The following is a 25876-nucleotide window of genomic DNA, read 5'->3' on the forward strand; positions in this document are numbered from 1 at the left end:
AATCTATACCCCATTGTAAATCAGCTTCCCATCAAATATGTTTATAAAAAACTCTCTATTATTACTTTTTACTATCCAAACAGGTATAAATTGACCTTCATAATACGCATAACCTATTTTTAAATCAGAAAGTGGTTGTTGCCAGCTTATATGCTTTATACCCATTACAAGAGATTGCTTCAATTTTGCATGAGAAATTAAATAGTTTCCATTACTCATCAAATCTAAATACAAAACTCGTGCATATTTAATATTCCCATTTAAAATATTTATTTCGATTGGAAAATCCGGCATTTCTTTTTGCAAAATTCGAAGAGGATAATCAAATATATAATTAAAATAAAAAGTATATTCCCCTTTTTCTTCTTTGAAATCCATCAAATAAATATCATCAACTTTAATCCCTATTTCCTCCAAAAAGACAATAGATTTTTTAAGTGCAAAATTTTTATCAGTTGAAGAAGGCTCAGAAATGGTATTATAAAACTCTACATACCCATTTTGATATAGTCGCAAACTTTTTAAGCCATCGGTATAAACAGTACATCCACTATTTTCAGTAATTTTTCTCACAACAGAAATATTCGTAAAAAATTTCTCTAAAAAATGGTGATCAGATTCAAAATTTGTTTCTTTATTATATATTTCTTTAATCGAAAAAGTAAGAGAAGGTATGTACACGTTTTTTTCAAAATATGTATTGCCTTCCTCATAAACAGATTCACATACACTGACCTTATCTTTAGGCAAATTTTCTATAATGTTTTTTAGAATCTCCATCTTTAAATAATTTAAGCAGTAAAATTTTTTATTGGTTGCATCCTTTATAAAAATTTGATTTTTGTCTATATTAACGATAATTTCTTCTACATATATATCGCTATTTATTTTTCTAAACCAGCTATCTCTATTGGTAAAAATATCTTTTAACAAGTCACCATTTACACTTTTTCCTATTAAAAACCGTATAAATGTACCTTTTTGTGCGTTTTCCCAACTATTATCATCGACTACATTTATTTTTTCTTCTTTATTTGAATTAATAAAATCTGCTGTTTTTTTCCATAGAGAAAAAGAAAAATCTCCATTTGACACCAAATATACTTTACCTTGAATACCAACAAAAGTGTATTCTGGCCTAATTATACGAAAAATGTCCACTTTTGCATTTGTGGACTTTTTATTAATAAAAGATAATTCATTTTGAGGAAAGGATATCCACAGTTTATAAGTTAAATACACGCTCGTTAAAACAAGAAAAAGCAATAGCAGTGATTTAACTTTTTCCTTCATTCCTCAAACCCTCTATCTTAAAAGGGATTTTATTATGTCTTCAATAGCAGTAATTGTTATTTGTAAAACCCCATCCTTTTTTGTGAGTATTACATGTCCTTTTATTATTTGCAGCTGATCACCTTTATAAGCCTTTATGACAATGTAATTATCTCCATAGCTTAAAGTCAATAATTTTGCAAAAAGCATTGTATCGTCAATAACCCATTTGTTGCTTAAATTATCGTTTAAAATAAGCTCTACAACAGTATTAGGTTGTCCACTTCCAGAAATTATAAAATATTTGTTATCTGTCTTTACATCATCTATATTAGTTTTTACCGTTATTAGGTCTTGTGCGTATCCGAATGACATAAAAATGGCCATAAATATAATCACTGCTACAAATAAAGCAATTATTTTTTTCAAGGATATCCCTCCTTCTCTTTTATGACTCTATTATACAGTACTATTATTACAGTATTGTTACGGTAATATTAAACTATTATTACAAATTTACTGGTATGGCAGTTTAACCCTCACTATGGTACCTTTCCCTACTTCGCTTTCTATGCTTACCTCCCCTTTGTGAAGTTCTACAATTTGTTTTACAATAGAAAGTCCTAATCCTGTACCTCCAAGCTCTCTGGATCTAGCTTTATCTACTCTATAAAACCTTTCAAAAATTCGAGGCAGGTCTTCTTTAGGAATTCCTATACCGTTGTCTTCCACAATGAAGCTTGCAAAATTTTCATCATATTCTGTTATAACTTTTATCATTCCGCTTTCTGGAGTGTATTTTATAGCATTAGTTACTAAGTTAACTATTACTTGTTCCATTTTATCTTTGTCAATATAGACTTGCCTTGGCGCTTCTTGAAGGTCTACGATAAGTTTTTGATTTTTCTTATGAGCTTCAATAGAAAGCCTGTTTATTACATAAATTACTACCTCATTTAAATTTTTGTGCTCAAGTTTTAGGTTACTACCTTCAGAATCCATTTTTGATAATAAAAGTAAATCTTTTACAAGACGTGTCATCCTATCGGCTTCTGAATCTATTATTTTTAGAAATCTTTTCGAATATTCAGTATCTACATCGCTGTAAAGAAGAGTCTCAACATAGCTTTTTATAGTAGCAAGAGGAGTTCTAAGCTCATGAGAGACATTTGCCACAAACTCCTTCCTCATGGTATCTAATTTATGTTGTTCCGTAATATCGTGAAGCACATAAACATATCCTTCTATTTGTTGATTGTTTTTTAACGGAGCTATGTTAACTGTTAAAACCTTGTTTCCGCAATTCATTGTAGCTACTGCATCTTCTTTTTGTAAATTTAGTATTCCCTCTATTGGCATCCCTAATTCTAATTTCACATTTAATATTTTTTCGGCAGCCTCATTATAGTGTATTATCTTGCCTTTTGCATCAGTTGCCACAACACCATCGGTCATAAATCGTATGATAGCTTCTATTTTCTTTTTTTCACCTTGAATGTCATTTAAAGTCTGCTTTAACCGCAAAGATAAAAAATTAAACATTTCACCTAATTTTCCTATTTCATCATTAGATTTTATCTTTATCGTCACATCAAAATTGCCTTCTGCCATCTTTTGTGCATATTTTGTCACTTCTTTAATGGGATCTGTTATAGTTTTGGACAAAATATACCCAAGCACTACAGTAATTCCAACAGCAAAAAGAGTAGCACTCAAAAGAATTAAATTGACATCTGATAGAGTCTCATATATTCCATTTAAAGAACCGCTGATATACACAACACCATTTATTTTACCATCGCTATTATAAACTGGCATGGCAAAACTTTTTATTTTCCCACTAGAATTATAGTCATCAGTAACTTCACTTCCGATTTCCCCTGATAGGGCTTTGACAATAGCGGGAGTCATCATTTTTCCCTTGTCTCCAGTTGAACTGGCCAAAATATTCCCTTTATTATCCAAAATATATACGTATTTCACATTTGAATTGGGACCCATGTACATATTTATAATGTTTTTTAAACTTTTTGCATCCATGTTGTCTTTAAGGGTAAAAGAAATGCCGCGTACCTGCGCTTCAAGGTAATTGTCAAAATTATTCATGTGGTAATTTTCAAGAGATTTATAAAGATATACCCATATGATTTCCATTGCTACAAGTATTAACAAAGTATATATGAGAATTATTTTCCATTGAATACTTTTAAATCTGCTTTTCATCGCTAAAATAGTAACCAACCCCTCTTTTTGTGTGAATAAGCTTGGGGTTACTGGGGTCATCTTCTATTTTTTCTCTCAGTCTTCTTATGGTGACATCTACAGTTCTAATATCACCCAGGTATTCATAACCCCATACTTTTTCTAATAGCATTTCGCGAGAAAAAATAAGCCCTTTGTTTAAAATGAGAAATCTCAAAAGTTCAAACTCTCTAGAGGTAAGTTCTATCTCTTTATTGTTTTTTTCTATTTTATATTTTGACATATCAATTTTTAAATTTTTTACGTAGATAACATTCCCAGGCTCATTTCCATTTAAACTAATTCTCCTTAAATTAGCTTTTACTCTTGCTATGAGTTCTCTTACAGAAAAAGGTTTTGTTATGTAATCATCAGCTCCCAATTCCAATCCCAGTACTTTGTCTACTTCTTCCTCTTTAGCCGTCAGCATCAAAATAGGTATGGTCATTGACTGCCTTAGAGTCCTTAACACTGAAAAACCGTCTAATTTAGGCAACATCACATCAAGTATTATTAAATCTGGATTTTGTTCTTTTGCTATTTTTAAAGCTTCTTCCCCATCATAAGCTTCATAAGTTATGTATCCCTCTTTTTCCAGATTGTATTTGATTATCTCAACTATAGGCTTCTCATCATCAACTATAAGTATTCTGTAACTCATTTTAGTTCCCCCTTGTCCTTTTTATAGGGTTAAAGCAAGAAGAGCAATGCTCTTCTTGCTTTATTTTACTGAGTCTACAAATTTCTCTAAATTTTGTCCTGTAACTTTATAAAAACTCTCACTTAAACTTAATCCTTTTCCCAAATATTTTAAAATATTTCTTATGCTTTGCATCCCATATTTATCAGCTATGGCTTTTACTATTTCAAAAGACCTCTTATAGGCCATTGTCTCATCTAATTGGTTAAAATTATAAGTCAACTCTTTAAGAGAATATGGCTTATCAGTTGTTATGCCTTCACCCCAGATAAAACCGTTTTCTCGATATTCTTCCAGAAGGGCTATACCTTCTGTAAACCATACAGGGTAATTGCCTTTTGCAATATCATCTACAATAAGGTGGGCAAATTCGTGTACAATCGGTCCGTCATGCTCAAAAACTTTTTCTATGTCTTCTGTAGGACTAATCCACAATTCAGGTGATACTATGCTTATGACTCCATTTAAATAAAGCCCCATAGCAGTATCCCCTTTTGCAAGTGAAAAGTCTCTATTCATTTTTTTAGGGTCATGGTACATTATAATGACAGTTTTACCGGCTGGTTTGTAACCTAAATCTTTAGTAACACTATCATAATGTTTTTCTGCAATTTTTAAAACAAGAGAAACATATTTTTCATCTTGTTGTGTATATCGCACTATAAAGTGTTCACTTTGTGCTGTTTTGTAATCTTTTACATTATCTGTTAAACCATTTTCTTTTATTTCTCTCACATATGGATAGGAAACTACCATAATTTTGTTAGCATAATAAAGAGAAATGACCAAAATAAGTGCAAAAGCAAAAACGATAATTTTCTTTTTCATCCTGTATCACCTCACACACATTTAAAACTCTGTATGTAATTTATATGTAGAGGCTTTTATATGTATGAAGCGATACAGGTTTTTTGACAAATATAATTACAACTGTATTATAACATTCATAAATACTTGTAGCAACCCCACAAAAATAAAAAGCCCTCCATAGGGCTTCAGTTTGTTGACAAAGTCAAAAATTTTTTGAAGAAGATATTTTGCATCGTAGCTCCGATGTTCCAAAGCGACAAAACTAAAGCTTGACCTTCGGGTTCCGGCAGGGTCCCGGGCACATTCGACATCCTTGTCTTAGTGCCCGCCTCCGCCATCCGTGGCTTCGGCCCTGCCTTCACCCTCAGTCTCACTAAGTTTTGTTAGCGCTTTGTCACAAGTCGCACCGATTGCAAAATATCTTCTTTTCGAAAGTTTGTCTACAGTCTGAAGCCCTCCATAGGGCTTGTCACAATTTCATCTATTTAAATATAATAAAGGATTAACTGGAACACCATTTTTTCTAACTTCAAAGTGAAGATGAGAGCCTGTTGCACGACCTGTCGAACCTACCAAAGCAATTTTTTGTCCTTTCGCCACTTTATCGCCTTTCTTAACAAGGAGTTTACTAGCATGCCCGTAATAAGTAACATAACCATTGTGATGGTCAATTTTCACTAAATATCCATAGCCACTTTCCCAACCTGAAAATATAACAGTACCTCCATCTGCAGCATAGATAGGAGTCCCTTCTGAAGCTGCTATATCAACTCCCGTATGAAAGCTCCCCCATCTAGGACCAAATCGTGAAGTTATTGTCCCTCTCGCAGGATAATTAAAGGACCCTGTAGCAATATACGATATTCTTTTCGAACCTACAGCAACTATTTTGTTGATAGGATTTTCAAGGACATTTTCGTTCTTTATTTTTTTTGAAACTTCAATGCCATTGTAACTTACAACAACAGCAGTTACCTCTTTCAAGCCTTTTTTACCTTCTACTAACACTTTAGACTGATTGGTATACAGTTTGTCATCTTTAGTAAGCTTTGTCTCAAAAGGTATTTCCTCTTTGTAAACTATTCTCTTTTCAGTAACAACCGTGACATTAGGTACAGCAGAAAATAAATATATTATTTGTCCTGGTTTTAAATTTTCTGTAAGGCCAGGATTTAATTTTAAAATATCATCAATGTACATGTCGTGGTCTCTTGCAATAGACCACAAACTATCGTTTTCTTTTACAGTATATGTAACAGCTTTTTTTACAGGTTGTTGCAATATTTTTAACGCTTCCTCAAAGTTTACTAAATATTTTGGAGGTATGTACTTTTCTTCAATTTTGACATCCTCTTTAAAATACGTTCTATCAGAATCCTTTGCGTATTTATTCTTTAACATTTCAAGAACCTTATTTGCCTCTTCTTCATTTTTTAACGCAGTCACAAACTTGCCATCTACTATTATGGCAGCAGCTTTGCAGCTAAAACTCATAGCATTTTCCAAATTAGCATAAATTTTATGTACATCTGTCAACTCTTTATTTGATACTCTTACCCTTTCAAATTTTATTTGCTGATTTAAAACTATATCCGTTCCTGTCTTTTGCTTTTCTTTTTTATGTAATTCTTCTATAAAACTTTTTACCTCATCTATATTCTTGGTAATTCCAATAGTTTCACCATCTACTGTTATCTTGTAGGCAAATGCTTCCTCATATACAATAAAAGAAAGACCTATGGACAGTGCTACCACAAAAGCTATAATATTGTTCTTGTAAGTCTTCAATAAACCAAGAAAAAACTTATAGCTTTTATCCCCCGCCTTCCCCATAGTATTCTCCTTTCTTCTGTTAATCTTTTTTAATTATACCATACTTTTTTATAAAACCAAATTTTAATTAATGAAATTTTTAACACCTTTCTATATTGTATGTTATACTTCAAACTAATATTCTTATATATACTTATTTAATTTAACAATATACTCAAATATTCCGATAATTATGTTAAATTCTTTTCAATTGAAGAGGCTATTTCGCTGTGTTATAATATATTCGAGGTGGGGAGGATGAGCGTTTTTAGATTTTTAAACGAAAATGACGATTGGGGAAGTACTCCCATCAGCAATTATTTTATAAATCATTTCATGTTGGATGCCCCAGGTGAATATGTCAAAGTATATATTTTGGGATTGAAATATTGCTATTATGGCAATGAAATACCTTTAAAAACTTTAGCAGATAAATTATTTATGTCAGATATAGAAATTGACAGAGCTTTGAAGTATTGGGAAAAATCGGGCTTAGTTAAATTAAAATACATAGAAGGTGAATACACAGTTGAATATCTCCCAGTTATCCCACAACCAACCTCAAATCACAGCGTGTCATTACAGGACCCTCAAGTAAAACAAATGTTTGAAGCAATCGAATTGACTTTGGGAAGACCTTTAACCCCCACAGAAATGGAAACATATTTAAGCTGGATAGATGAATACGGCTTTTCCTTGGAAATAATAACAATGTTAGTGAGTTATTGCGCTTCTAAAAACAAAACTTCTTTAAGATATATGGAAAAGGTAGCAATAGCCTGGCATGACGCAGGTCTTAAAACTGCACTGGATGTAGAAGAATATTTAAAATCAGAAAACAAGAGATGGCAAAATTATAGAAGGATTTTAGGTGCTCTAGGTCTTAAAGAGGATGAAGTAATGGAATCCCACAAAGAAATGATGGACCGCTGGATGGAGGATTTAGGTTTTGATGTAGATGTGATAATAAAAGCCTGCAACGAATGTACCCTTAAATTGAATGAACCCAGTTTCCCTTATATAAACAAAATACTAATCAACTGGTTTAACGAAGGAATACGAACAGTAGAAGATTTAGAAAACAAAAAGTCTTCTGTAAAGAAGAAAACCCCTGTTACTTCAAGTTTTAAAGCTCCTAAAAACTACTTTAACAGCTACTCTCAGAGAAGTTACGACATAGAAGATTTGGAAAAGAAGCTTTTAGCCCATTCAAGGGGTGAATTAAATGAATGAAAACATCATCCATGAAATCCTTAAAGAATATGAAATGAAAAGAGATACGGCTTTGAAAGATGCCCTTTATCGTAAGAACAAGCTTTATAAAGAAATTCCCGAACTCGAAAAAATTGAGGAAGAAATTAAGAACGTAGGAATCGAAATAACTCAATCAATTTTTAAAGAACCTGAAAAGGGAAAAGAACTTTTAAATCTTTTAAAAGAGAGGTTAAATAAATTAAAAAAGAAGAAGGCTTATCTATTAGAATCTAATGGATATCCTGAAGATTATCTAGAACCTAAATACGAATGCAACGTATGCAAAGATACAGGATATGTAAATGGAAAGCGATGTAGATGTTTTTACCAAAAACTTATAAATATTTACTATAAACAATCAAGTATAGCAGAAATACTTAAAAAAGAGAATTTCTCTAATTTTAATTTCGAATATTATTCAGACAAACCCTTCGGAGATAAGCCTTCTCCAAGAAGCAACATGAAAAATATTGTAGAGTTTTCTCTTAATTTTATAAAAAATTTTGAAACTACCGCTGAAAGTCTTTTTTTCTATGGAGACTCGGGTCTTGGCAAAACATTTCTCGCTAATTGTATAGCAAAGGAACTATTAGATAGAGGTAAAAGTGTGATATATCGAACAGCGCCAGATTTAATTGAAGGTTTGAGAATAAACAAGCTTAATGCTGATAGCAGTAGTTATAATGAATATTTGGAATTGTTAAAAGAATGTGATCTCCTTATAATCGACGATTTGGGAACAGAGTCCATAACTGCTTTTAGTTTGCAGGAATTTTTTAATATTTTAAATACAAGATTGTTGCTTGGCAAAAAATTTATTATTTCTACAAATTTACCTCTATCAGAAATAATGTCAATTTACCCTGAAAGAATTTATTCACGAATATTCGGCCATTTTAAACTGCTTAATTTCTACGGTGAAGATATAAGACTAAAACGAAAAATGATAATTTAATAGAACCACTCTTGGAAAAATCCACCTGTATCTTTGCCTGTAACACTGTCCACTACGTCAATTAGGTCTTGCGTAGTGGCAATTTTATATTTGTATTTATCGTAATAATTTTGAAGAACTTTTTTGAATTCTTCGTCACCTACCAGATTCCTCAGATTGTAAAATACCATTGCTCCTTTGTTATAAGCTATATTAGTGTATTCCTTCCATTCTTTAAAATCTGCCAAAGTCTTAGCAAACGAAATATCTGAATTAGTATTTAGAAATTTATTAAATTCCCCTTCTATAACAAGTCTATAAATCTCATCAGCTGTTGCCTTACCGTAATACCTTTCTATATACATAATTGTAGTGTACTCCGTCAATCCTTCATCCAGCCAAGATTCTTTTATTTGGTTGTTTCCCACAACACCATACCACCACTGATGAGCAGTCTCGTGAGCAATTACATATTCTAAATTAAACAAATTAGCATTTGTGTACAAATCCTTTGATATCATTACAAGATTGGGATATTCCATGCCCCCCATGTAAAAATCAGTCTGCACAACAGAATATTGTTTATAAGGATACCTGCCAATATAATCATTGTAAAACTTAATCGCATCTACAGCAAATTTAAGAGCTTTATCCCCATATCCTTCTGTAAAATAATAGGATTTAACTTTTATGCCATCTACCTGCTGCTCTGCTATCTTAAATTTTGTGCTTAAAACCATAGCAAAATCCCTTACTTTTTGCGCTTCAATAACTAATTCTTTGGAATCTCCATAGTTTTTCTCTTCTTTTATTTCTCCAGTGGAGGCAACTATCATGTCTTTAGGTACTGACAATTTTACTTTGTAATTTGCTATATTACTATAAAAAGGATCGCCAAAAATATAGTAGGGGTCATTATTCCAGCCATTTTTATCATATACAGAGAGTATAGGATACCAATTTCCTACCTGTACAGTATTGTTCCCATAGCCAAGTCTACTTCTACAAGGTGGAATTTGTACTTTGTAACTCATATTAATTTGTATTGTTTCCCCTTTTTTTAATTCTTTAGGTAATTTTATTTTTAAAATTTCTTCGTTAGGTTTTTCTAATTCGTAAGTTGCAGGAATATTTTTATCAAAAGTAACTTTTTCAATCTCTATAAATCCCGGTTGGAACCCATTAGGATAAGCAAAAGGGAGCTCTTCCTTTGTGAAAGGCAAATTCTTTTGTGTTTTGAAAGCATTTGGATATAAATGAAAGTATATTTCTTTTAAAGGAATATCATTAGTATTTATATATTTTATTGTTTGAGTAGCATAAATTATTTTATTTTGGTTATCGTATTTTGCTTCAATTGTGTAAGATGTAAGTTGACTTTCTTTAGGTAAAAGATAAAGCACTAACCCGACAATTACAACTATAATTAAACCCAATAGTGCTTTTTGTTTTATTTTCATATAACCAGCTCCCCTAAATTATCCTTCAATATATATTAGTACAAATTTTTAAATAATAGAACTTTTTCACTTAAAAAATAAAAAAGCACCTTAAAAAAGCGAAAAGGTACTTCAGTTTGTTGACAAAGTTAAAAAATATTCAAAAGGAGATATTTTGCATCGTCGCTCCGATGTTCCAAAGCGACAAAACTAAAGCTCGACCTTCGGGCTCCTGCAGGGTACCGGGCACAATCGGCATCCATGCCTTAAGGTGCCCGCCTCCGCCATCCATGGCTTCGGCCCTGCCTCCACCCTCTGTCTTGCTAAGTTTTGTTACCGCTTTGTAACAAGTCGCTCCTTATGCAAAATATCTCCTTTACGAAAGTTTGTCTACAGTCTGAAGCACCTTAAAAAGCGAAAAGGTGCTTTTAGCTCAATTCGTGAATAAATAATCCGCTTCTTAGTTTAGGCTCAAACCAGGTAGACTTAGGAGGCATTATCATTCCCGTATCGGCAACAGCAATTAAATCTTCAACTGTTGTGGGGTGCATAGAAAAAGCCACTCTCATGTCTTCCTTAACTCTTCTTTCTAATTCTTCTAAGCCTCTAATTCCGCCTACAAAATCAATCCTTTTATCAGTTCTTGGATCTTTTATCCCCAAAATAGGATCCAAAAGATTTTTTTGTAAGATAGACACATCTAAACTTTCTATCGGATCCGATGGGTTAAAAGTACCTTCTTTGGCAGTAAGTTTGTACCAATTTCCTGATAGATACATGCCAAAAGTGTGCTTTTGCGAAGGATTGAAAGACTGGCCTTCATTACATTTCTCTACTTCAAATTTCTCTTCTATTTTTTCGATAAATTCACTTTCGGAATAGCCGTTTAAATCCTTTACCACCCTATTATACGGCATGATAAAAACTTCATCATGGGGCACTAACACTGCTAAAAAATAATTAAACTCCTCATCTCCTTTATAATCAGGATTTTGCTCTCTCCTCTTTAAGCCTACTTTTACAGAAGCAGCAGCCCGATGATGTCCATCTGCAATGTAAAGATAGTCTATTTCCTTAAAAACATAAGTAATTTTATTTATTAAGGATTTGTCATCTATAATCCATACTGTATGTCTTATTTCATCCTCTGATGTAAAATCATATACAGGATTTTTGCTCCCCATCCAGCTATTTAACAACTTTTTAAGCTCTGGGTTGGCTTTGTAGGTTAAAAAAACTGGACTGGTGTGAGCATCACAGTAATCCATGTGATTTATTCTATCCTGTTCTTTCTCCGGCAGAGTAAGCTCATGCTTTTTAATTATCCCTTCTAAATACTCATCAATCGAAACAGTCGCTACCAATCCCACTTGACTCCTGCCGTTCATTATTTCTCTATAGATGTAATAGTTCTCCTCATTATCTTTTATTAACAGTCCTTTTTTAAGCATTTTGTCAAAATTTTCTCTCGCTTTTTCATAAACTATTTTATCGTAAGGATTTATAGAGGGAGCTAAATCTATTTCTGCCCTATCCACATGAAGAAATGAATAAGAATTATCTTTCGCCAAATTTCTCGCTTCTTCGGTATTTACGACGTCATAAGGCAGGGACGCTATCTTATCTGCCAATCCCGGTACAGGCCTTATTGCCTTAAAGGGTTTTACTGTAGCCATAATAATCCTCCTAAAAATTTATTTCAACTGGTTTCAATGCTTTTATTATATCATATCACTTTATAAATGCAATGTATTAAAGTAAATTATCTTTTAATCTCACTTCCCGACAAATAATCACCCGGCTCTACATTAAAATTTATAGTTTCGCCATCACTTACTGCAATTACAGTCCCACATTCATCTGTTCTATATACTATTATTCCTAATGACCTAAGCTTTTTCATTATTTCTTTGTGGGGATGACCATAGTCATTGTATCTACCACAAGATATAACAGCATATTTAGGATGTACTGCCTTTAAAAATGCCCACGTAGAAGCTGAAGAACTGCCATGATGCCCAATTTTTAATACGTCAGCTTTTAAATTATATCCTTCACTTAGCATTTCCTTTTCAGATTGTTCACCAGCATCTCCTGTAAACAAAAAAGAGGTATTACCATACGTAATTTTTACTACTGCACTATAATTATTTAAGTCCTCGTAATGGGAACTATTTGGCGCAAGCATTTTTGCAATTATCCCATCTTCAAGGTCAATTACTACTCCTGCTTTTGCGACATTTATCGAAAGTCCTTTTGATTTTGCTGCTTTTAAAACTTCTTCAAATGTCTTTGTTGTCGTCATTACTTTAGGCATATAAAACTTTCCTATTTTGAAGGTTTTTATAACTTCTACTATACCACCTATGTGGTCATTATGAGGGTGTGTTCCGATAAGTATATCAATTTTATTGATTCCACGGCTTTTTATGTAATTTTCAACTTTACTGCCCATTTCAGACGTTCCTGCATCTATTAACATTGTTTTCCCTGATGGAGTTTGGATAAATATACTGTCTCCTTGTCCTACGTCTATATAATTTATTGTTAAACTAACTGTTTCGGATTTTTTAACTGTTTCTTGCTGGCTTTTTGTCCCCTTATCCTGTAAAAGTTGTTGAACTTCATGAGTAGATGTATTGTCAAATATTATACAGCCTGTCAATATAAATGCAAATAGTATTAATATAAAGGGCAACAATAATCTCTTCTTGTACATAGCTAAAACCTCTCCTTCAAATTATGCACCTTTTTAACATTTATCCATCTTTCTTCATCTTTAAATAAGTCCTTTGCTAAATCTTCAATAGACTACTATCGACAACACAAATTTCGTTTTCTTTAGGCATTATTATCGCCTCTTTAAAAAATAATTAATTCTTTTTTCAAATGAACGAAGCAAAAAGACTCTGATTTCATAAGGCTAATTTTTGTTTTGAGCAAAGCGAAAATGAAAAAATTACAAAGTGGTGAGGCAGAGAAAAAATCATTCATAAAAAATAGTGACTTACTCTAAATGCCTGCTATAAAAAGAGAATAATAATAAAAGCATATAAATTATATCACAAAATTTACGAAAGATGTCACGGTGATTATATGCTTCAGTTTAAAACTAAAGGGTAGGCTTTCAGGAAAATACCCACCCCAACTCTTGACAAAGAGCCAAAGTTATAAGCGCTTATTTTTCGCAATCAACTCGCAATCAAAAAAGGGTATCGACTTTTTATCGATACCCTGAAACCTGCTTAAATACTGGAGCTGGCGAAAGGACTTGAACCTTCAACCTGCTGATTACAAGTAGGAAATTTTATTATTTAACTATTTTTAACTGGTTTTATTAAGTCTTAAAAATGCCTAAAAAATAGGCTTTTTTGTTTTTAAAATTGGAAGTTGTTAGCCTCATTTCATGCATAAATTTATTTATTATGTGACCATTTTGTGACCAATCAATAAGGAAGTTTTGCTTTGAGTTTACGAAAAATATATGTGGAATGCAATTGTTTGCCCCCGGCAGTTAAAACAAAACGGCCTGCGAGCCGAAGGTCAAGGGGTCGGGGAGGGATACCGGACCGAGCGCAAGCGAGGGAGGATATGCTCACCGACCGTAGGCTTGCCCCTTGACCGTTAGGCGAGCAGGCGTATAATCTATGACGCGGGGGCAAACAAAAAAAGCACTTCTGCGAAAGCAAGAGGTGCTTTTTTCTTAACCGGATTTTTGATTTGAGCAGAGCGAAAATGAAAAATCCGTATTACTTACTGGCTCAAAAATAGAAAAAATAAAAAGTCTATTTTTTGTATGTTTATAAGTTTATACCCAAAGTTATTTTTTGAAACGCTTTTTAAGTTTGCTTCAGTGCTAAAACTAGTTAGTCTCTGTTATCAGATTAAGGCCCACTAAGTTTATTACTGATTTATGCAAATTTAAATTATTTTATAAAATTTCAGTCGCCTAAAAATGGTTTTTCACAGTATGAATATGAGGTTGATATGTTTTTTAAATAATGGCTCTTAAAAATATTCATAAAACACTTTAAGAATACAAGATTTTACAATTTTCTTCATATAAGGATTTTAATGGAATAAGAATTGCTTGACAATTTTTTATTGAGAGGTAAAATATAAGTCAAAGAATAGAATTTGTAATTGATACATAAAAATGAGCAATTTGGATATTCTTTTAACGGCTTATAAATCTCTTAATGGTTGTATTATGCGTACTTTAACAAAATTATTGATGGTAAACTATATAGATGTGAAAGTTCATTTCGGTTTTAATTTGGCTTTTCAAATAATGCCAAACTTAGGAGGCAAGATAAAATGATCAAAAGAATAAAATTAATTAAAAACTTTGGACTTTTTAAAGATTTTCGTTGGAGTGAAAATATTAGCGAATTTAAAAAATACAATCTAATATATGGATGGAACTATTCAGGAAAAACTACATTAGCAAGAGTTTTTAGAAATTTTGAAGTTCAAGCCTTACCATTTGATTTTAATGGTTCAGAATTCGTTTTAATCGATGAAAACGGAAATGAAATTGATCAAAATACTTTATCTTCACCTCCTTACCATTTTAGAGTATTTAATGTAGATTTTATTAAAGAAAACCTGTATTGGGATTCACAAGAAGCTAATCCTCTTTTTGTCCTTGGAGAAAAAGACATTCGTCTAGAAAAAAAACTTGAAGCTTTAAAAAAAGATTTAGAAAAGTTAAGTAATGATAAAGAGACAAAAAATAATGAAATAAAAAAGTTAACAGATGAAATTGAAAAAAATCTTACCAACAAAGCAAGAGAATTAGATAGAATGAAGCCACCTTATGATAAAAGAAAATTTAAAAAAGTTTTAGAAGAAATTAAATATGATTTCAAAAAGTTCTATCTAAAAGAATCAGAAGTGAAAAACTTATATAGGATGTTAAGTAGTGACAATAAAAAGAGTATACCTGAAGTTAGTATTAATACAATTACTGAAGAATTTACAAATAGACTAATACATGCACTTGAGAAAACAGTAATTTCACAAATCATAGACCGTCTAAAAGAGAATCCAAGGCTTAATAATTGGATTAAGGAAGGTTTAGAGATACATAAAGGGAAAAAACGTTGCGAGTTTTGTGGTGGCCCTTTATTGGAAGAACGTTTGGAGCAATATGAAAAACATTTTTCTAAAGAATATGATGAATTTCTAAAAGAACTAAATATGTTAAAAAATCAAATTGATAACTACAGGAATCAAGTTCTTTACCTGAAATTACCAAGCGAAGACCAATTTTACCCTCACTTAGAAGATAAATATCTTGAGGTGAAAAATAAACTAGCTACTGTTTTAAAAGACTACACAAATAGTCTTGATGAGATAATAAATTTAATCAACAAAAAAATTAACAATCCCTTCGAAAAAATAAGAAATATTCCAGATTTGAATATCCAAATAGTACAGGTTAACAATATTATAAACAAAGTAAATAAATTAATAAGTGAACATAACTCCATTTCTGAAATGTATAAAGAAGAACAAGAAAAAGCTTTTAAGGAGTTAGAACGTCACTATGCCAGTGAATTTGTTCAAAATTATAATTATTTTGAACAAGAAGAAAAAATAGACCAATTGAAAGCGAAAATAATAGAAATAAAGGATCAAATTAGAGAAAAAGAAAAAGAAATTAAAGGAATTGAAGCAGAATTATCTGACATTTCAAAAGCTGCTGGTAGAATTAATAATTACCTCAAAAGTATTTTTGGAAAAGAACATCTGATAATACAACCTATCGGAAGAGAAAAATTTCAAATTTTAAGAAATGGTGAAAAAGCCAAAAATTTAAGTGAAGGTGAAAAAACAGCTATAGCTTTTTCGTATTTTTTGACTCGGTTAGAAGACAAAGAAACTAATATTTCAAACACTATAGTTTTTATAGACGATCCTATTTCAAGTTTAGATTCCCAACATTTATATAACACTTACGCATTAATTGCTTCAAAATTAAATGATTGCAATCAATTATTTATTTCAACTCACAATTTGGAATTTTTTAATTTAATTAAAGACTGGATGAAGAGAATGAGAGAACAAGGAGAAAAATGTAGATTCTATTTAGTTGAAAGAATCACTAAAAATGGGGAAGAAATAAGTTCCCTAAAGAATCTACCCAATACATTATTAAAATATAAGTCAGAATATCATTTCCTGTTTTATAAAATCAAATCTTTTAATGACAATCTTTCAACAGATTTTGATAGCTTATATCAATTACCTAATATAGTTAGACGATTTTTAGAAGCTTTCATGGGTTTTAAATATTCAAAAGGAATAGATCAACTCGAATATTTAATTGACGATGAATCACAACGAATCATGATAGATAAGTTTGTCAATGAGCTTTCTCATCAACAATCATTACAAAGAAGTTTAATACATAATGATCTAAGCGTAACCAAAAGAGTAATCGAAATTGTATTAAATGCGGTAAAAACAAAAGATCCTGAACATTATAAAACTCTTGAAGAAATATATAATGAAAATAAATAAAAACGAAATTTTTAGACAATTATTAGACAATTAAATAATTCAAATAAACAACTTTCTAAATACCTTGTTATAAGATAGTCATACCTGTTTTTTGTAGAATAAAAATGTAAAAAGTTGTAAAAAATCCTCACTTCTGCAATTTAAAAATTCCTACATTTACAAAGGATCATTGGACGCACTCAGAAAAACGATTATCCTTGTAGTTAAGGAAAATTAATTGCAAGAAAGGAATAGAGGAGACTTACAATGACCCAAATAAATGATGCTAGGAATTCGTTCTTTTTTTAAGGTTTAAATATCAGTAAAAATAGCAAAAAAGTTAACCGAAAAACAGTATAAAACTATTATAAAAAGAATATAGGAACATTTTCAGCTGAGGTCAAAGCAAATTTAGAATTTAAACAATGAGTGAATAACTGCAGTGATGATAGATGTTTAATATATCACTATTATTTGCGAATCTTTGATGGGTAAAGCTATCAGATACAACAATTATTGAAGAAACAGTTAAGTTGGCAGAAAGATTCCCCACGAGTACGTGGGGGAATCTCTATAAAAACAGGAAATTCTTTCTTCTAAAAACACACACTTTTATTTTTAAAAAATGGTTAACAACTAGAAATGACCAATATAACTGATAAACTTAGCTTTCGCTGAAATAACTATCAAAGGTTTTATTTTATAAAAAACCTAAAACACTTTTCAGCTACATATATAAATGAAATTTATTTAAATAAAAAAGACTTATATCAATAAACCTACATTTCTAGTTCTTGCATATCGCCCCCTATATCTAACTCTCTTACTTCTCCTAAAATAAAATTTGTATCGGCTTCAGGAAGTTGTTCAACATCTTTAAGTTTTCTTTCAATTGCTAGTGTTCTTTTGGTAGCATTTTCTATAGTATTACTTGCTTCCTGTAATTTTTTGTGAGTTTTTTCAAGAATATCCCTAAATTTATTAAATTCTGTCTTTACTGCTCCGAGAAGTTTCCAGACTTCAGCTGACCTTCTTTGTATTGCAAGTGTTTTAAAGCCCATTTGCAGGCTATTTAATATAGCTGATAATGTCGTTGGTCCTGCAATTGTAACTCTAAAATCTCTTTGAAGTGCTTCAAAAAGACCGGGTATTCTTAAAATCTCAGCATATAAACTTTCGGTAGGTAAAAACATTATTGCAAAGTCAGTAGTATTTGGAGGGTCAATATATTTGTCATAAATATTTTTGGCTTCTTGTTTTATTCTTTTCTCTAGTTGTTTTCTCAATTCTTCAATCTTATCTTTGTTACCTTCATTTTCCGCTTCTATCAATTTTTGATAATCTTCCTGAGGAAATTTTGCGTCAATTGGAAGATAAACTACCCTTCCATCATCATCGCGACCAGGAAGTTTTATTGCATATTCAACCCGTTCATTACTTCCTTTTTTTGTTATAACATTCTTTTCATATTGAGTGTCAGTTAATATATCTTCTATAATATTTCCAAGTGCTATTTCCCCCCACATTCCTCTTGTCTTCACATTTGTCAATGCTTTCTTTAAATCATTGATCCCATCTGAAAGACTCTGTACTTCTCCTAATTCTTTATATAGAGCTTCAAGCCTTTCACTTACTTTGTTAAAGGATTCGCCAAGACGGGATTCTAAAGTACTATGAAGTTTTTCATCAACAATCATTCTAATTTGCTCAAGCTTTTCATTGTTATCTCTTTGTATTAAAGTAAGTTTATTTTCCACTGTTTCATTCAACTTATTTACTTGGTCAAAAAAATTCTTAAGCTGATTTGCTTGGATATTCGACACAGTGTTTATTTGCTCTGCCATTTGGTTTGTTAACGAATCTCGTATTCGTTCCAAGGCCTCGCTTATTTCCTTCCTATTTTCAGAAATTTCTTCTTTTAAAGCTATACCAAAATTTTTTTGGTTTTCATTAATCAATAACAAGTAATTTTTGTATTTGGATAAAAGCAGTAAAGCAACTACAACATTAATACTCACCGCAACTATAAGAAGAATATTTATTACCATTTTATTATCCCCCTTTTCACATCTTACTTTCCCACAAACAAAACTCCATTTGAGAAACTTAAATGAAAGATGAGGTCTGCAGAGCAACTCTTTGCGCTTTTTTGTTCCTTTTTTACTCATTTTAATGTCGAATTTAAGCATATTTTTTATTTTTAGAATCAGTAATTTAGGGAAATTCTAGGTCTTGTCCAATATTTTACTAATGCCTCTAGTTTTGAAATCACTCTATAATGTAGAACCTAGTAATTTTTCTCTATAGCTTTTACGATATACATAATATTGTACAATACAAATTACAAAAACTGCACCGTTATTAATATATTCCTGATTTTCTTTATTTTTCTAATAAGTTACTAATTTCTCTCGCCATACTTTCTAAAACTAGACCATTTTTAGTAGATACTCTCGAATGGAAAAAAGCAGTCTGTCCACAATCGAACTTAATTTTAAATAATTTTGCAACATAATCTTTTTTCCTGGGAATTTGCTTTATCACCTTACGCTCAATAGTTCCTTTTCCAAGAGTTGGGTGAATAACTCTATCACCTTCTTTAAGCGCTTCCCAAAACAACTCATGCAAGCCAATCTCCCATGCTAATATTTTGAGATAGCTTTCTTTTTTCTCTACTTTCAATAAACTCTCAGAAATTTCTATATCTCCTGTATATGTTTTCCATAAATTGTTTCCAATTTTAATTATATACTCTCTGTCTTGTAATCTGGCCTCTAGTTCTTTCAATTTAGGATCTACCGAAAATCCAAAATAAGCTCCAATAAGCGAGCCTACAAAACTCGCTATTGTGTCTGTATCACTTCCTACAAAATTAGCTGTATTTATCAATGCTTCATAGGGGTTTCTTAAATATTTTATAAACATATAAATAGCTGCGCAAGTTGTTGAAATACCAGAACCTTTAAAAGAGGGATTATTAGCTTTAATAAAAGAGTAATATTCTTCATCCTGTTTTGCTAAATAATCAGGAATTCTTTGGATAAATTCTTGGGCTTCCTTAAAATATTTTTCAAAATCTTTTTCAATATTTACTTTATATCGGTTCTTTACTTCTTTTAACCAAATAGCAATTTCTTTATCCTGGGAATTTTCTATAAGAGCGACGGATTCATGCAGAATATAAAAAATATATTTAAATAGTTCCTGAATAGGATCAGGATTATACTTTAGCAGGTAAATTTGGGCAGCCCCTATTATAAGACTCCCCAGTATAGCTCGGGGGTGCCCATGCGTAATTAGAGAATTTTTTATACTGTCAACAATAAACCTTTTTTCATTGTTCACATTGACTAATGCAATTGGTAAGTTTCTCATAGCAGCTCCATTTGCTCCAGCATTCAAATACTGAACTTCTTTTGTTTTATAAAAATTTCGAAACCAAAAGGCTTCTCTTTTTATTATATTTTGGGCAGCAGATTTTATAGATTTTCCTCCCCCCCTCTCATAGTTCAACCATAAAGGAAGTTCTAAATAAGCGAAATAAGTAGGGTCAAATTCTCCATTACTCTTTATAGAACGGGCGACAGAGAGCATCAACTGGGTATCATCTGAATATTCACCAGGTTCTATTTCTTCTTCATATCCCCACCATCTGCCTCCAATCTTCTTTTTCCATTTTACAAAAGATTCTATCTTTTTTTTAGGCTTACTGGTACTAAACTCTAGAGGCCATCCTAATGAATCACCAACACCGCTAAAAACCAAAGAAGCTTGGAATTTTTCTAAAAACTTATTATTAACGTCAAATAATGATAACTGCTTCATTTTAACACCACCTTTCTTTTTTCTTTATACCACAAGATTTCATCTAACATTATTTCTATGATTATTTCATCAGATTCGTATTCTTTTGGTATATCAATCTTTGGGAACCAAATAAAACTATCTTCGTTTTTAAATTCTACCTCTTTGTCAACAATAATATTGTCAGTTAAATCTTTTAAAATAAGTCTTACCTTGCTACCTGTTACTGCATATAAAAAGATTTTCATCCAAAAAGTCCTTTTTTGTATTACATTCCCCACATCAATATGTTTTCCCCTGGCATTTTCTCTGGTAATTTCTTCGTAACTTACAATTACTTCTTTCACATAGGGATTAATGATACTCCACTCGCTTTCATCATGTTTATAATCAGCAAATACTTCGGAGTTTATGCAAAAAATATTAGAATTACCACTCCATAGATATTGCCCAAGTTTTAAAGAAGCTTCGCTTATAAAGTGTATTTTTTTAAAATACTCAATTGGAATATGATTTGGAACTAAAACTTCGGCTTGGACATATTTCTTCCACTCCTCATTCCAAGGCTCGGGTGTACTATTGATTATATTAAATTTAACAGAAGTTAAACCTCTTACACCTTCTTCTCTAGTATGTCCATTTCGAAGTCTTGTGGCATTGCTATCAGTAAAATAAACACCTTCAAATGCAGCAACTTCTGGATCTACTTCTATAAATACTAAGTGGCCAATTTCTTTTTTCTTTTGAAATGCTATGGGAGTATGAGGAGTAAAGCCTAAAGAAATTTTATCCCAGTTTCCCAATACCTTATCTAAATCATGGGATATTTTATTTCCTCCACATCTTACATCATTTAAACAACCTTGCTTCTCTAAAAAAAGCTTACTTCTTAGCCCATTAAATTTTTTTATTAGAGTAAGGTTTATGATACTAGTAAAATGCCAAAGAGAATTAATATTATTTTCTTTTAAAATCTTTAAAATTTGATCACGTGCTGGGGAAAATTTAATTTTCTCCATTGTTATTCTCCTTTATCATTGTTTCTATAATTTTTAAATACTTTATTTAAAGTTTATTAAGTGAATATCTAACATTAAATTCCAAGTCTTTTTAAAACTATATCTATTGCTTCGTCTGCGTTTTTAATGTATCTTATTTCTCTTTGGAGCTCTTCTCTAAAATTACCATCGATAGCTTTGATAATTATTTTTTTCTTACTTTCTTTTTCCTTTATAAGATCAAACATTTTATCATTAAGATGAGACAGATTTTCTATCGTTACTACTGATCCTGACTCTGTGTTATGTATATAATTACCATGAACATTTTTAAGATAGGGGTTTAGTGATAATATTCCGTGAATAAAATATTTCGAAAATAAGTTATCTATTTTTTCTAAATAAGAAGAATGTAAAGGTGTATTGCAAATGATTACGATAGGTATAACTTCCTCAAAATTGTACAAACGAATATTTACTGCTTTCCCTATGGCTTTTAATACAGAATCGGACCTTAGTAAGCTCGGTTGTCCAGTATGAGAAGTAAAATCTCCTTCTTCAGTAAGACTATTATAGTCAGGGTTAAAGCTCCAATTCCATACAAGAGACATTTTTATTTCTCCAATTAAGTATATATCATCCTTATTAAGTACTCGTTCGTTTTTGGATGATATTACTATATCCGCAGGGCTACTTGCCGTTAATCCTAACTCTGGACATATAACATCATTTACTACATAAAGCTTTTTTTCGGATACTATTTCAGTTCTACTGAAAAGATACTTTACAAATTTTTCAGTAAATTCTCCTATAAGAGCGTTTCTTGATTGGATAGTATCTTTCTTTTTAAGATTCCTTGAAATTGAAGAAGGATAATAAGTATAGTATCTTATGTTATCATTTTCTTCTACTTTGTAAAATAGTGAGTCTATTCCATACTCTTTTAAGTACATTTTTAAAAATCCTTTTTCAACATCTTTACTCCAAAGTGTTTCGTATATTTTTAATTCTTTGAATAACTGTTCAAAATCATGTTCAGTAACCATTCCAATTATTCCTCCTGTAATCTTTTTAAGGCAATTTTACAATATTCTTCATTAATATCATAACCTACGAAATTTCTCTTTAATTTTTTAGCCGCCACGCAAGTAGTTCCTGAGCCAACAAAAGGATCAAGGATAACATCATTTTCGTAGCTGAAAAGTTTTATAACTCTTGAAGCTAATTCAACAGGAAAAGGAGCAGGATGTCCTACTTTTTTTGCTGACTCAGGGGGAACTTCCCATATAGATAAAGTATAACTTAAAAATTCTTCTTTATTTATCGTTGATACACCCTTATCAACTCTACTAAAATCCTCTTTGACAAATACAAGTAAATATTCATGTATATCTCTTATCCGTGGTGACTTTGCTGAAAGCCAACTTCCCCATGCACAATTGTTACTAGCTGCTTTACCTTTTTGCCAAATTATTTCTCCTGCCGGTTTAAATCCAATTTCCATATGCATAATATAGAGAAAACTATGTAAAGGAATATAAGGTTTTCTGCCAAGATTTGCTATATTAATTACATACCTTCCTCCTTTTTTTAGAGTTCTAAAAACTTCTTTACCCACTCTTGCAAGCAAAATAAGATATTCTATTAAATTTAAATTTTTATCATATTCTTTACCACTGTTATATGGAGGCGAAGTAAAAGCAAGTGCTATACTTCCATCTGGAATTTGAAACATGTTCTCACTAGACTGACAATAAATCTTATTCATCCAATCCCCTGTGCTTTGTTGAAAATTATATGAATTGTTTATATTTTTTTCTGACCGAAGAGTTTCAATAACATAATTAAGTACTTGTAAAGGATTCTCTGTGTTTTTATAAATTTCCCGTGAGTAGAAAGCGGAAGAATCATGAGATTCTCTCTTTGAAACCCCAAATGAGTAAGTAGAAGTTTTTTCCATCGTTCCATCCTCCTTTAATGTTATTATAACAAATATAATCTTAATGAACAAAAAAAAGTTCTATGCAAAGAACGAATAATTTTGTACTATCATAAAAAGGAAAGCAAACCATTTTCTGTTCCTTATGAACCCATAAAAAGGGTTAAGAGGACTCCAATAAAAACGAGGAGCATAAAAGGCAGTCTTCTTTTAAATTTTAAAAAAGTAAATAATGGAGAATAGAGTAAGAAAACAATACCATAAAGTAAAAAATATCTCATATCCCAAAACCAGTGTAAAAAGACAGAGCAGTTAAAATTTCTATGTCTCCTTTGCTTATTCCTCTATAAAACAAAAAAACAAATGAATAATAAAAAACATCCTCTGTATAGAGCGACTGCTTTGTACAGGGTTTTACATCAAAACTTTGGACCAATAATCTGTGATTTTGAGTTATCGTATATTGAACCTTTCACTCTGATGGTAATAGTATCTGTAGCTGTTTTTACTCCTCTGCCTGCCAGCTGCTTCTTATAAGGGGAAGACAGCCTGGTTTCTTTCAAAAATCTATAAATAAACCTACTAGTGTTCCAGCAAAAACAGCAGGCATAAAAGGAAGCTTTGTTCTGAATTTGCGTAAAATAAGGGAATAAAAGATAAAAATCACAGATGCCCACAAAAGAATATCCCATATCTTGAAACCTGCATAGAAAAACAAAGCAGTTAAAATTTTTACATCTCCTCCGCCTATTCCTCCTAAAAGCCAGAAAAGAAAAAGAACAGTAAAGACCAAAAGGAAGTTAAGCAGATAAAATTTTAGGTTTATATAAGGCTTCAAAAAGAAATTAATAAATAAGGAAAAAAACTTCTGTAATGTACAATTTGAAATGCTAACAAAACAAAAAATTATATGTCACACAAAACGCTTATTATGGCAGAGTCTTAAAATATCATACTAAAGTAAAAACAGATTTGCTTTAATTATATAAAATTTACTAAAATATTACATTAATATCATATTTTTAAATTATCTTGAAATTTAATAAAAAACCGCAAATTATTTTAAATTATTTTAAAACAAAGCGAAAAATTACGTTTAAAAGTCAAAAAAATAGCTTAACAGCACTTGAAAAAACAAAAAGAGAAATTTATACTATCCTTATAGTGCAAGCGCTTGTACTAAATTTAGAAAGGAGGTTTGTTTATGAAGAAAACGCTTAAACTTCTGTCGATTCTGTTGATAACCATTGCTCTTCTTTTCAGCTCAATTCCATCCGTACCGGCAGCACCGGATACTTCAGTTTCCAATGTTGTCAATTATTCGACAGATGTAATCTACCAGATAGTCACAGACCGTTTTTTAGATGGGAATCCCAGTAATAATCCAACAGGCGACTTATATGACCCTACCCATACTAGTTTAAAGAAATATTTTGGTGGCGATTGGCAGGGTATTATTAACAAAATTAATGATGGTTATCTTACTGGTATGGGAATTACAGCTATATGGATTTCGCAACCTGTAGAAAACATTTACGCAGTTTTGCCAGATTCCACTTTTGGTGGAAGCACATCCTATCATGGTTACTGGGCACGAGACTTCAAAAAGACAAATCCCTTTTTTGGAAGCTTTACAGATTTTCAAAATCTCATAGCAACAGCTCATGCTCACAATATAAAAGTTATAATAGACTTTGCACCAAATCATACATCTCCTGCATCAGAGACAGACCCTACATATGGGGAAAATGGTAGATTATATGACAATGGAGTATTACTTGGTGGTTATACCAATGATACAAATGGATATTTTCATCATTATGGAGGAACTAATTTTTCATCATATGAAGATGGGATTTACCGTAATTTATTTGACTTAGCAGATTTAGATCAGCAGAATAGCACTATTGATTCATATTTAAAAGCGGCAATTAAACTATGGTTAGACATGGGGATTGATGGCATACGCATGGATGCAGTCAAACACATGGCATTTGGATGGCAAAAGAACTTTATGGATTCTATTTTAAGTTATAGACCAGTTTTTACATTTGGCGAGTGGTACCTTGGAACCAATGAAGTAGATCCTAATAATACGTATTTTGCAAATGAAAGTGGTATGAGCCTTCTTGATTTTAGATTTGCTCAAAAAGTTCGTCAAGTATT

At 31.3% G+C, this 25876-nt stretch carries 19 protein-coding genes; 4 read left to right on the plus strand and 15 right to left on the minus strand.

Annotation, left to right across the window (positions count from 1 at the left end; translation table 11 throughout):
- Positions 1-3: 3 nt before the first annotated feature.
- From yycH to BUB32_RS10545, 6 genes are all read right to left on the minus strand, one after another.
- Entirely contained in the window at positions 4-1293 is a 1290-nt protein-coding gene (gene yycH / locus BUB32_RS10515; RefSeq protein ID WP_072969340.1) for a two-component system activity regulator YycH, read from the minus strand.
- A 12-nt stretch (positions 1294-1305) separates the two neighbouring features.
- The gene (locus BUB32_RS10520) at positions 1306-1701 is read right to left on the minus strand and encodes a hypothetical protein (RefSeq protein ID WP_072969341.1); all 396 of its coding nucleotides are present in this window, start codon (positions 1699-1701) and stop codon (positions 1306-1308) included.
- An 87-nt stretch (positions 1702-1788) separates the two neighbouring features.
- Positions 1789-3495 (minus strand): ATP-binding protein, encoded by a 1707-nt coding sequence (locus BUB32_RS10525; RefSeq protein ID WP_072969342.1) that lies wholly within the window; start codon positions 3493-3495, stop codon positions 1789-1791.
- Positions 3479-4174: a response regulator gene (locus BUB32_RS10530; protein ID WP_042834483.1), complete on the minus strand. Its 696-nt coding sequence runs from the start codon at positions 4172-4174 to the stop codon at positions 3479-3481. Before BUB32_RS10530 ends, BUB32_RS10525 begins: the two co-directional genes overlap by 17 nt.
- Positions 4175-4234: 60 nt before the next feature.
- Positions 4235-5041, minus strand: coding sequence for a peptidase MA family metallohydrolase (locus BUB32_RS10535; RefSeq protein ID WP_072969343.1), 807 nt, complete (start codon positions 5039-5041; stop codon positions 4235-4237).
- A gap of 459 nt (positions 5042-5500) precedes the next feature.
- Positions 5501-6856 carry a M23 family metallopeptidase gene (locus tag BUB32_RS10545; RefSeq protein WP_072969344.1) on the minus strand — a complete coding sequence of 452 codons (1356 nt, stop codon included), beginning with the start codon at positions 6854-6856 and terminating at the stop codon, positions 5501-5503.
- 237 nt (positions 6857-7093) lie between these two features.
- On the opposite strand from BUB32_RS10545, the gene BUB32_RS10550 reads away from it, so the two are divergent.
- Positions 7094-8068 carry a DnaD domain protein gene (locus BUB32_RS10550; RefSeq protein WP_072969345.1) on the plus strand — a complete coding sequence of 325 codons (975 nt, stop codon included), beginning with the start codon at positions 7094-7096 and terminating at the stop codon, positions 8066-8068.
- Positions 8061-9044: an ATP-binding protein gene (locus BUB32_RS10555; RefSeq protein ID WP_072969346.1), complete on the plus strand. Its 984-nt coding sequence runs from the start codon at positions 8061-8063 to the stop codon at positions 9042-9044. The genes BUB32_RS10550 and BUB32_RS10555 overlap by 8 nt, the downstream gene beginning before the upstream one ends.
- Here BUB32_RS10555 and BUB32_RS10560 read toward each other — a convergent pair.
- The 3 genes from BUB32_RS10560 to BUB32_RS10570 all read right to left on the minus strand — a co-directional run bounded on the left by BUB32_RS10560 (position 9041) and on the right by BUB32_RS10570 (position 13181).
- Positions 9041-10483, minus strand: coding sequence for a M1 family metallopeptidase (locus tag BUB32_RS10560; protein ID WP_072969347.1), 1443 nt, complete (start codon positions 10481-10483; stop codon positions 9041-9043). The two genes, BUB32_RS10555 and BUB32_RS10560, sit on opposite strands and share 4 nt — an antisense overlap.
- 407 nt (positions 10484-10890) lie before the next feature.
- Positions 10891-12138, minus strand: a complete 1248-nt coding sequence (locus BUB32_RS10565) for a DUF1015 domain-containing protein (RefSeq protein WP_072969348.1) — start codon at positions 12136-12138, stop codon at positions 10891-10893.
- Positions 12139-12224: 86 nt separating this feature from the next.
- Positions 12225-13181 (minus strand): ComEC/Rec2 family competence protein, encoded by a 957-nt coding sequence (locus tag BUB32_RS10570; protein ID WP_072969349.1) that lies wholly within the window; start codon positions 13179-13181, stop codon positions 12225-12227.
- 1598 nt (positions 13182-14779) lie between these two features.
- Here BUB32_RS10570 and BUB32_RS10575 point away from each other — a divergent pair.
- The gene (locus BUB32_RS10575) at positions 14780-16990 is read left to right on the plus strand and encodes an AAA family ATPase (protein WP_072969350.1); all 2211 of its coding nucleotides are present in this window, start codon (positions 14780-14782) and stop codon (positions 16988-16990) included.
- 758 nt (positions 16991-17748) lie between these two features.
- On the opposite strand, the gene BUB32_RS10580 is transcribed toward BUB32_RS10575, so the two are convergent.
- From BUB32_RS10580 to BUB32_RS13290, 6 genes are all read right to left on the minus strand, one after another.
- Entirely contained in the window at positions 17749-19017 is a 1269-nt protein-coding gene (locus tag BUB32_RS10580; protein WP_072969351.1) for a DNA recombination protein RmuC, read from the minus strand.
- Between the two features lie 334 nt (positions 19018-19351).
- Positions 19352-20794, minus strand: a complete 1443-nt coding sequence (locus BUB32_RS10585; protein WP_072969352.1) for an ADP-ribosylglycohydrolase family protein — start codon at positions 20792-20794, stop codon at positions 19352-19354.
- On the minus strand, positions 20791-21792 hold the full coding sequence (locus BUB32_RS10590) for a DarT ssDNA thymidine ADP-ribosyltransferase family protein (protein ID WP_072969353.1): 1002 nt from the start codon (positions 21790-21792) through the stop codon (positions 20791-20793). The genes BUB32_RS10585 and BUB32_RS10590 overlap by 4 nt, the downstream gene beginning before the upstream one ends.
- A 74-nt stretch (positions 21793-21866) precedes the next feature.
- Entirely contained in the window at positions 21867-22817 is a 951-nt protein-coding gene (locus BUB32_RS10595) for a hypothetical protein (protein WP_072969354.1), read from the minus strand.
- 5 nt (positions 22818-22822) lie between these two features.
- A complete protein-coding gene (locus BUB32_RS10600; RefSeq protein WP_072969355.1) occupies positions 22823-23731 on the minus strand; it encodes a DNA-methyltransferase in 909 nt (302 codons plus the stop codon).
- 538 nt (positions 23732-24269) lie between these two features.
- A complete protein-coding gene (locus tag BUB32_RS13290; protein WP_072969356.1) occupies positions 24270-24620 on the minus strand; it encodes a prepilin peptidase in 351 nt (116 codons plus the stop codon).
- A gap of 294 nt (positions 24621-24914) precedes the next feature.
- Between BUB32_RS13290 and BUB32_RS10610 the strand changes: the two genes are divergently transcribed.
- A partial coding sequence (locus BUB32_RS10610) for an alpha-amylase family glycosyl hydrolase (protein WP_268807563.1) occupies positions 24915-25876 on the plus strand: 962 nt, incomplete at its 3' end.

The organism is Thermoanaerobacter uzonensis DSM 18761, assembly GCF_900129115.1.
Lineage (GTDB): Bacteria > Bacillota > Thermoanaerobacteria > Thermoanaerobacterales > Thermoanaerobacteraceae > Thermoanaerobacter > Thermoanaerobacter uzonensis.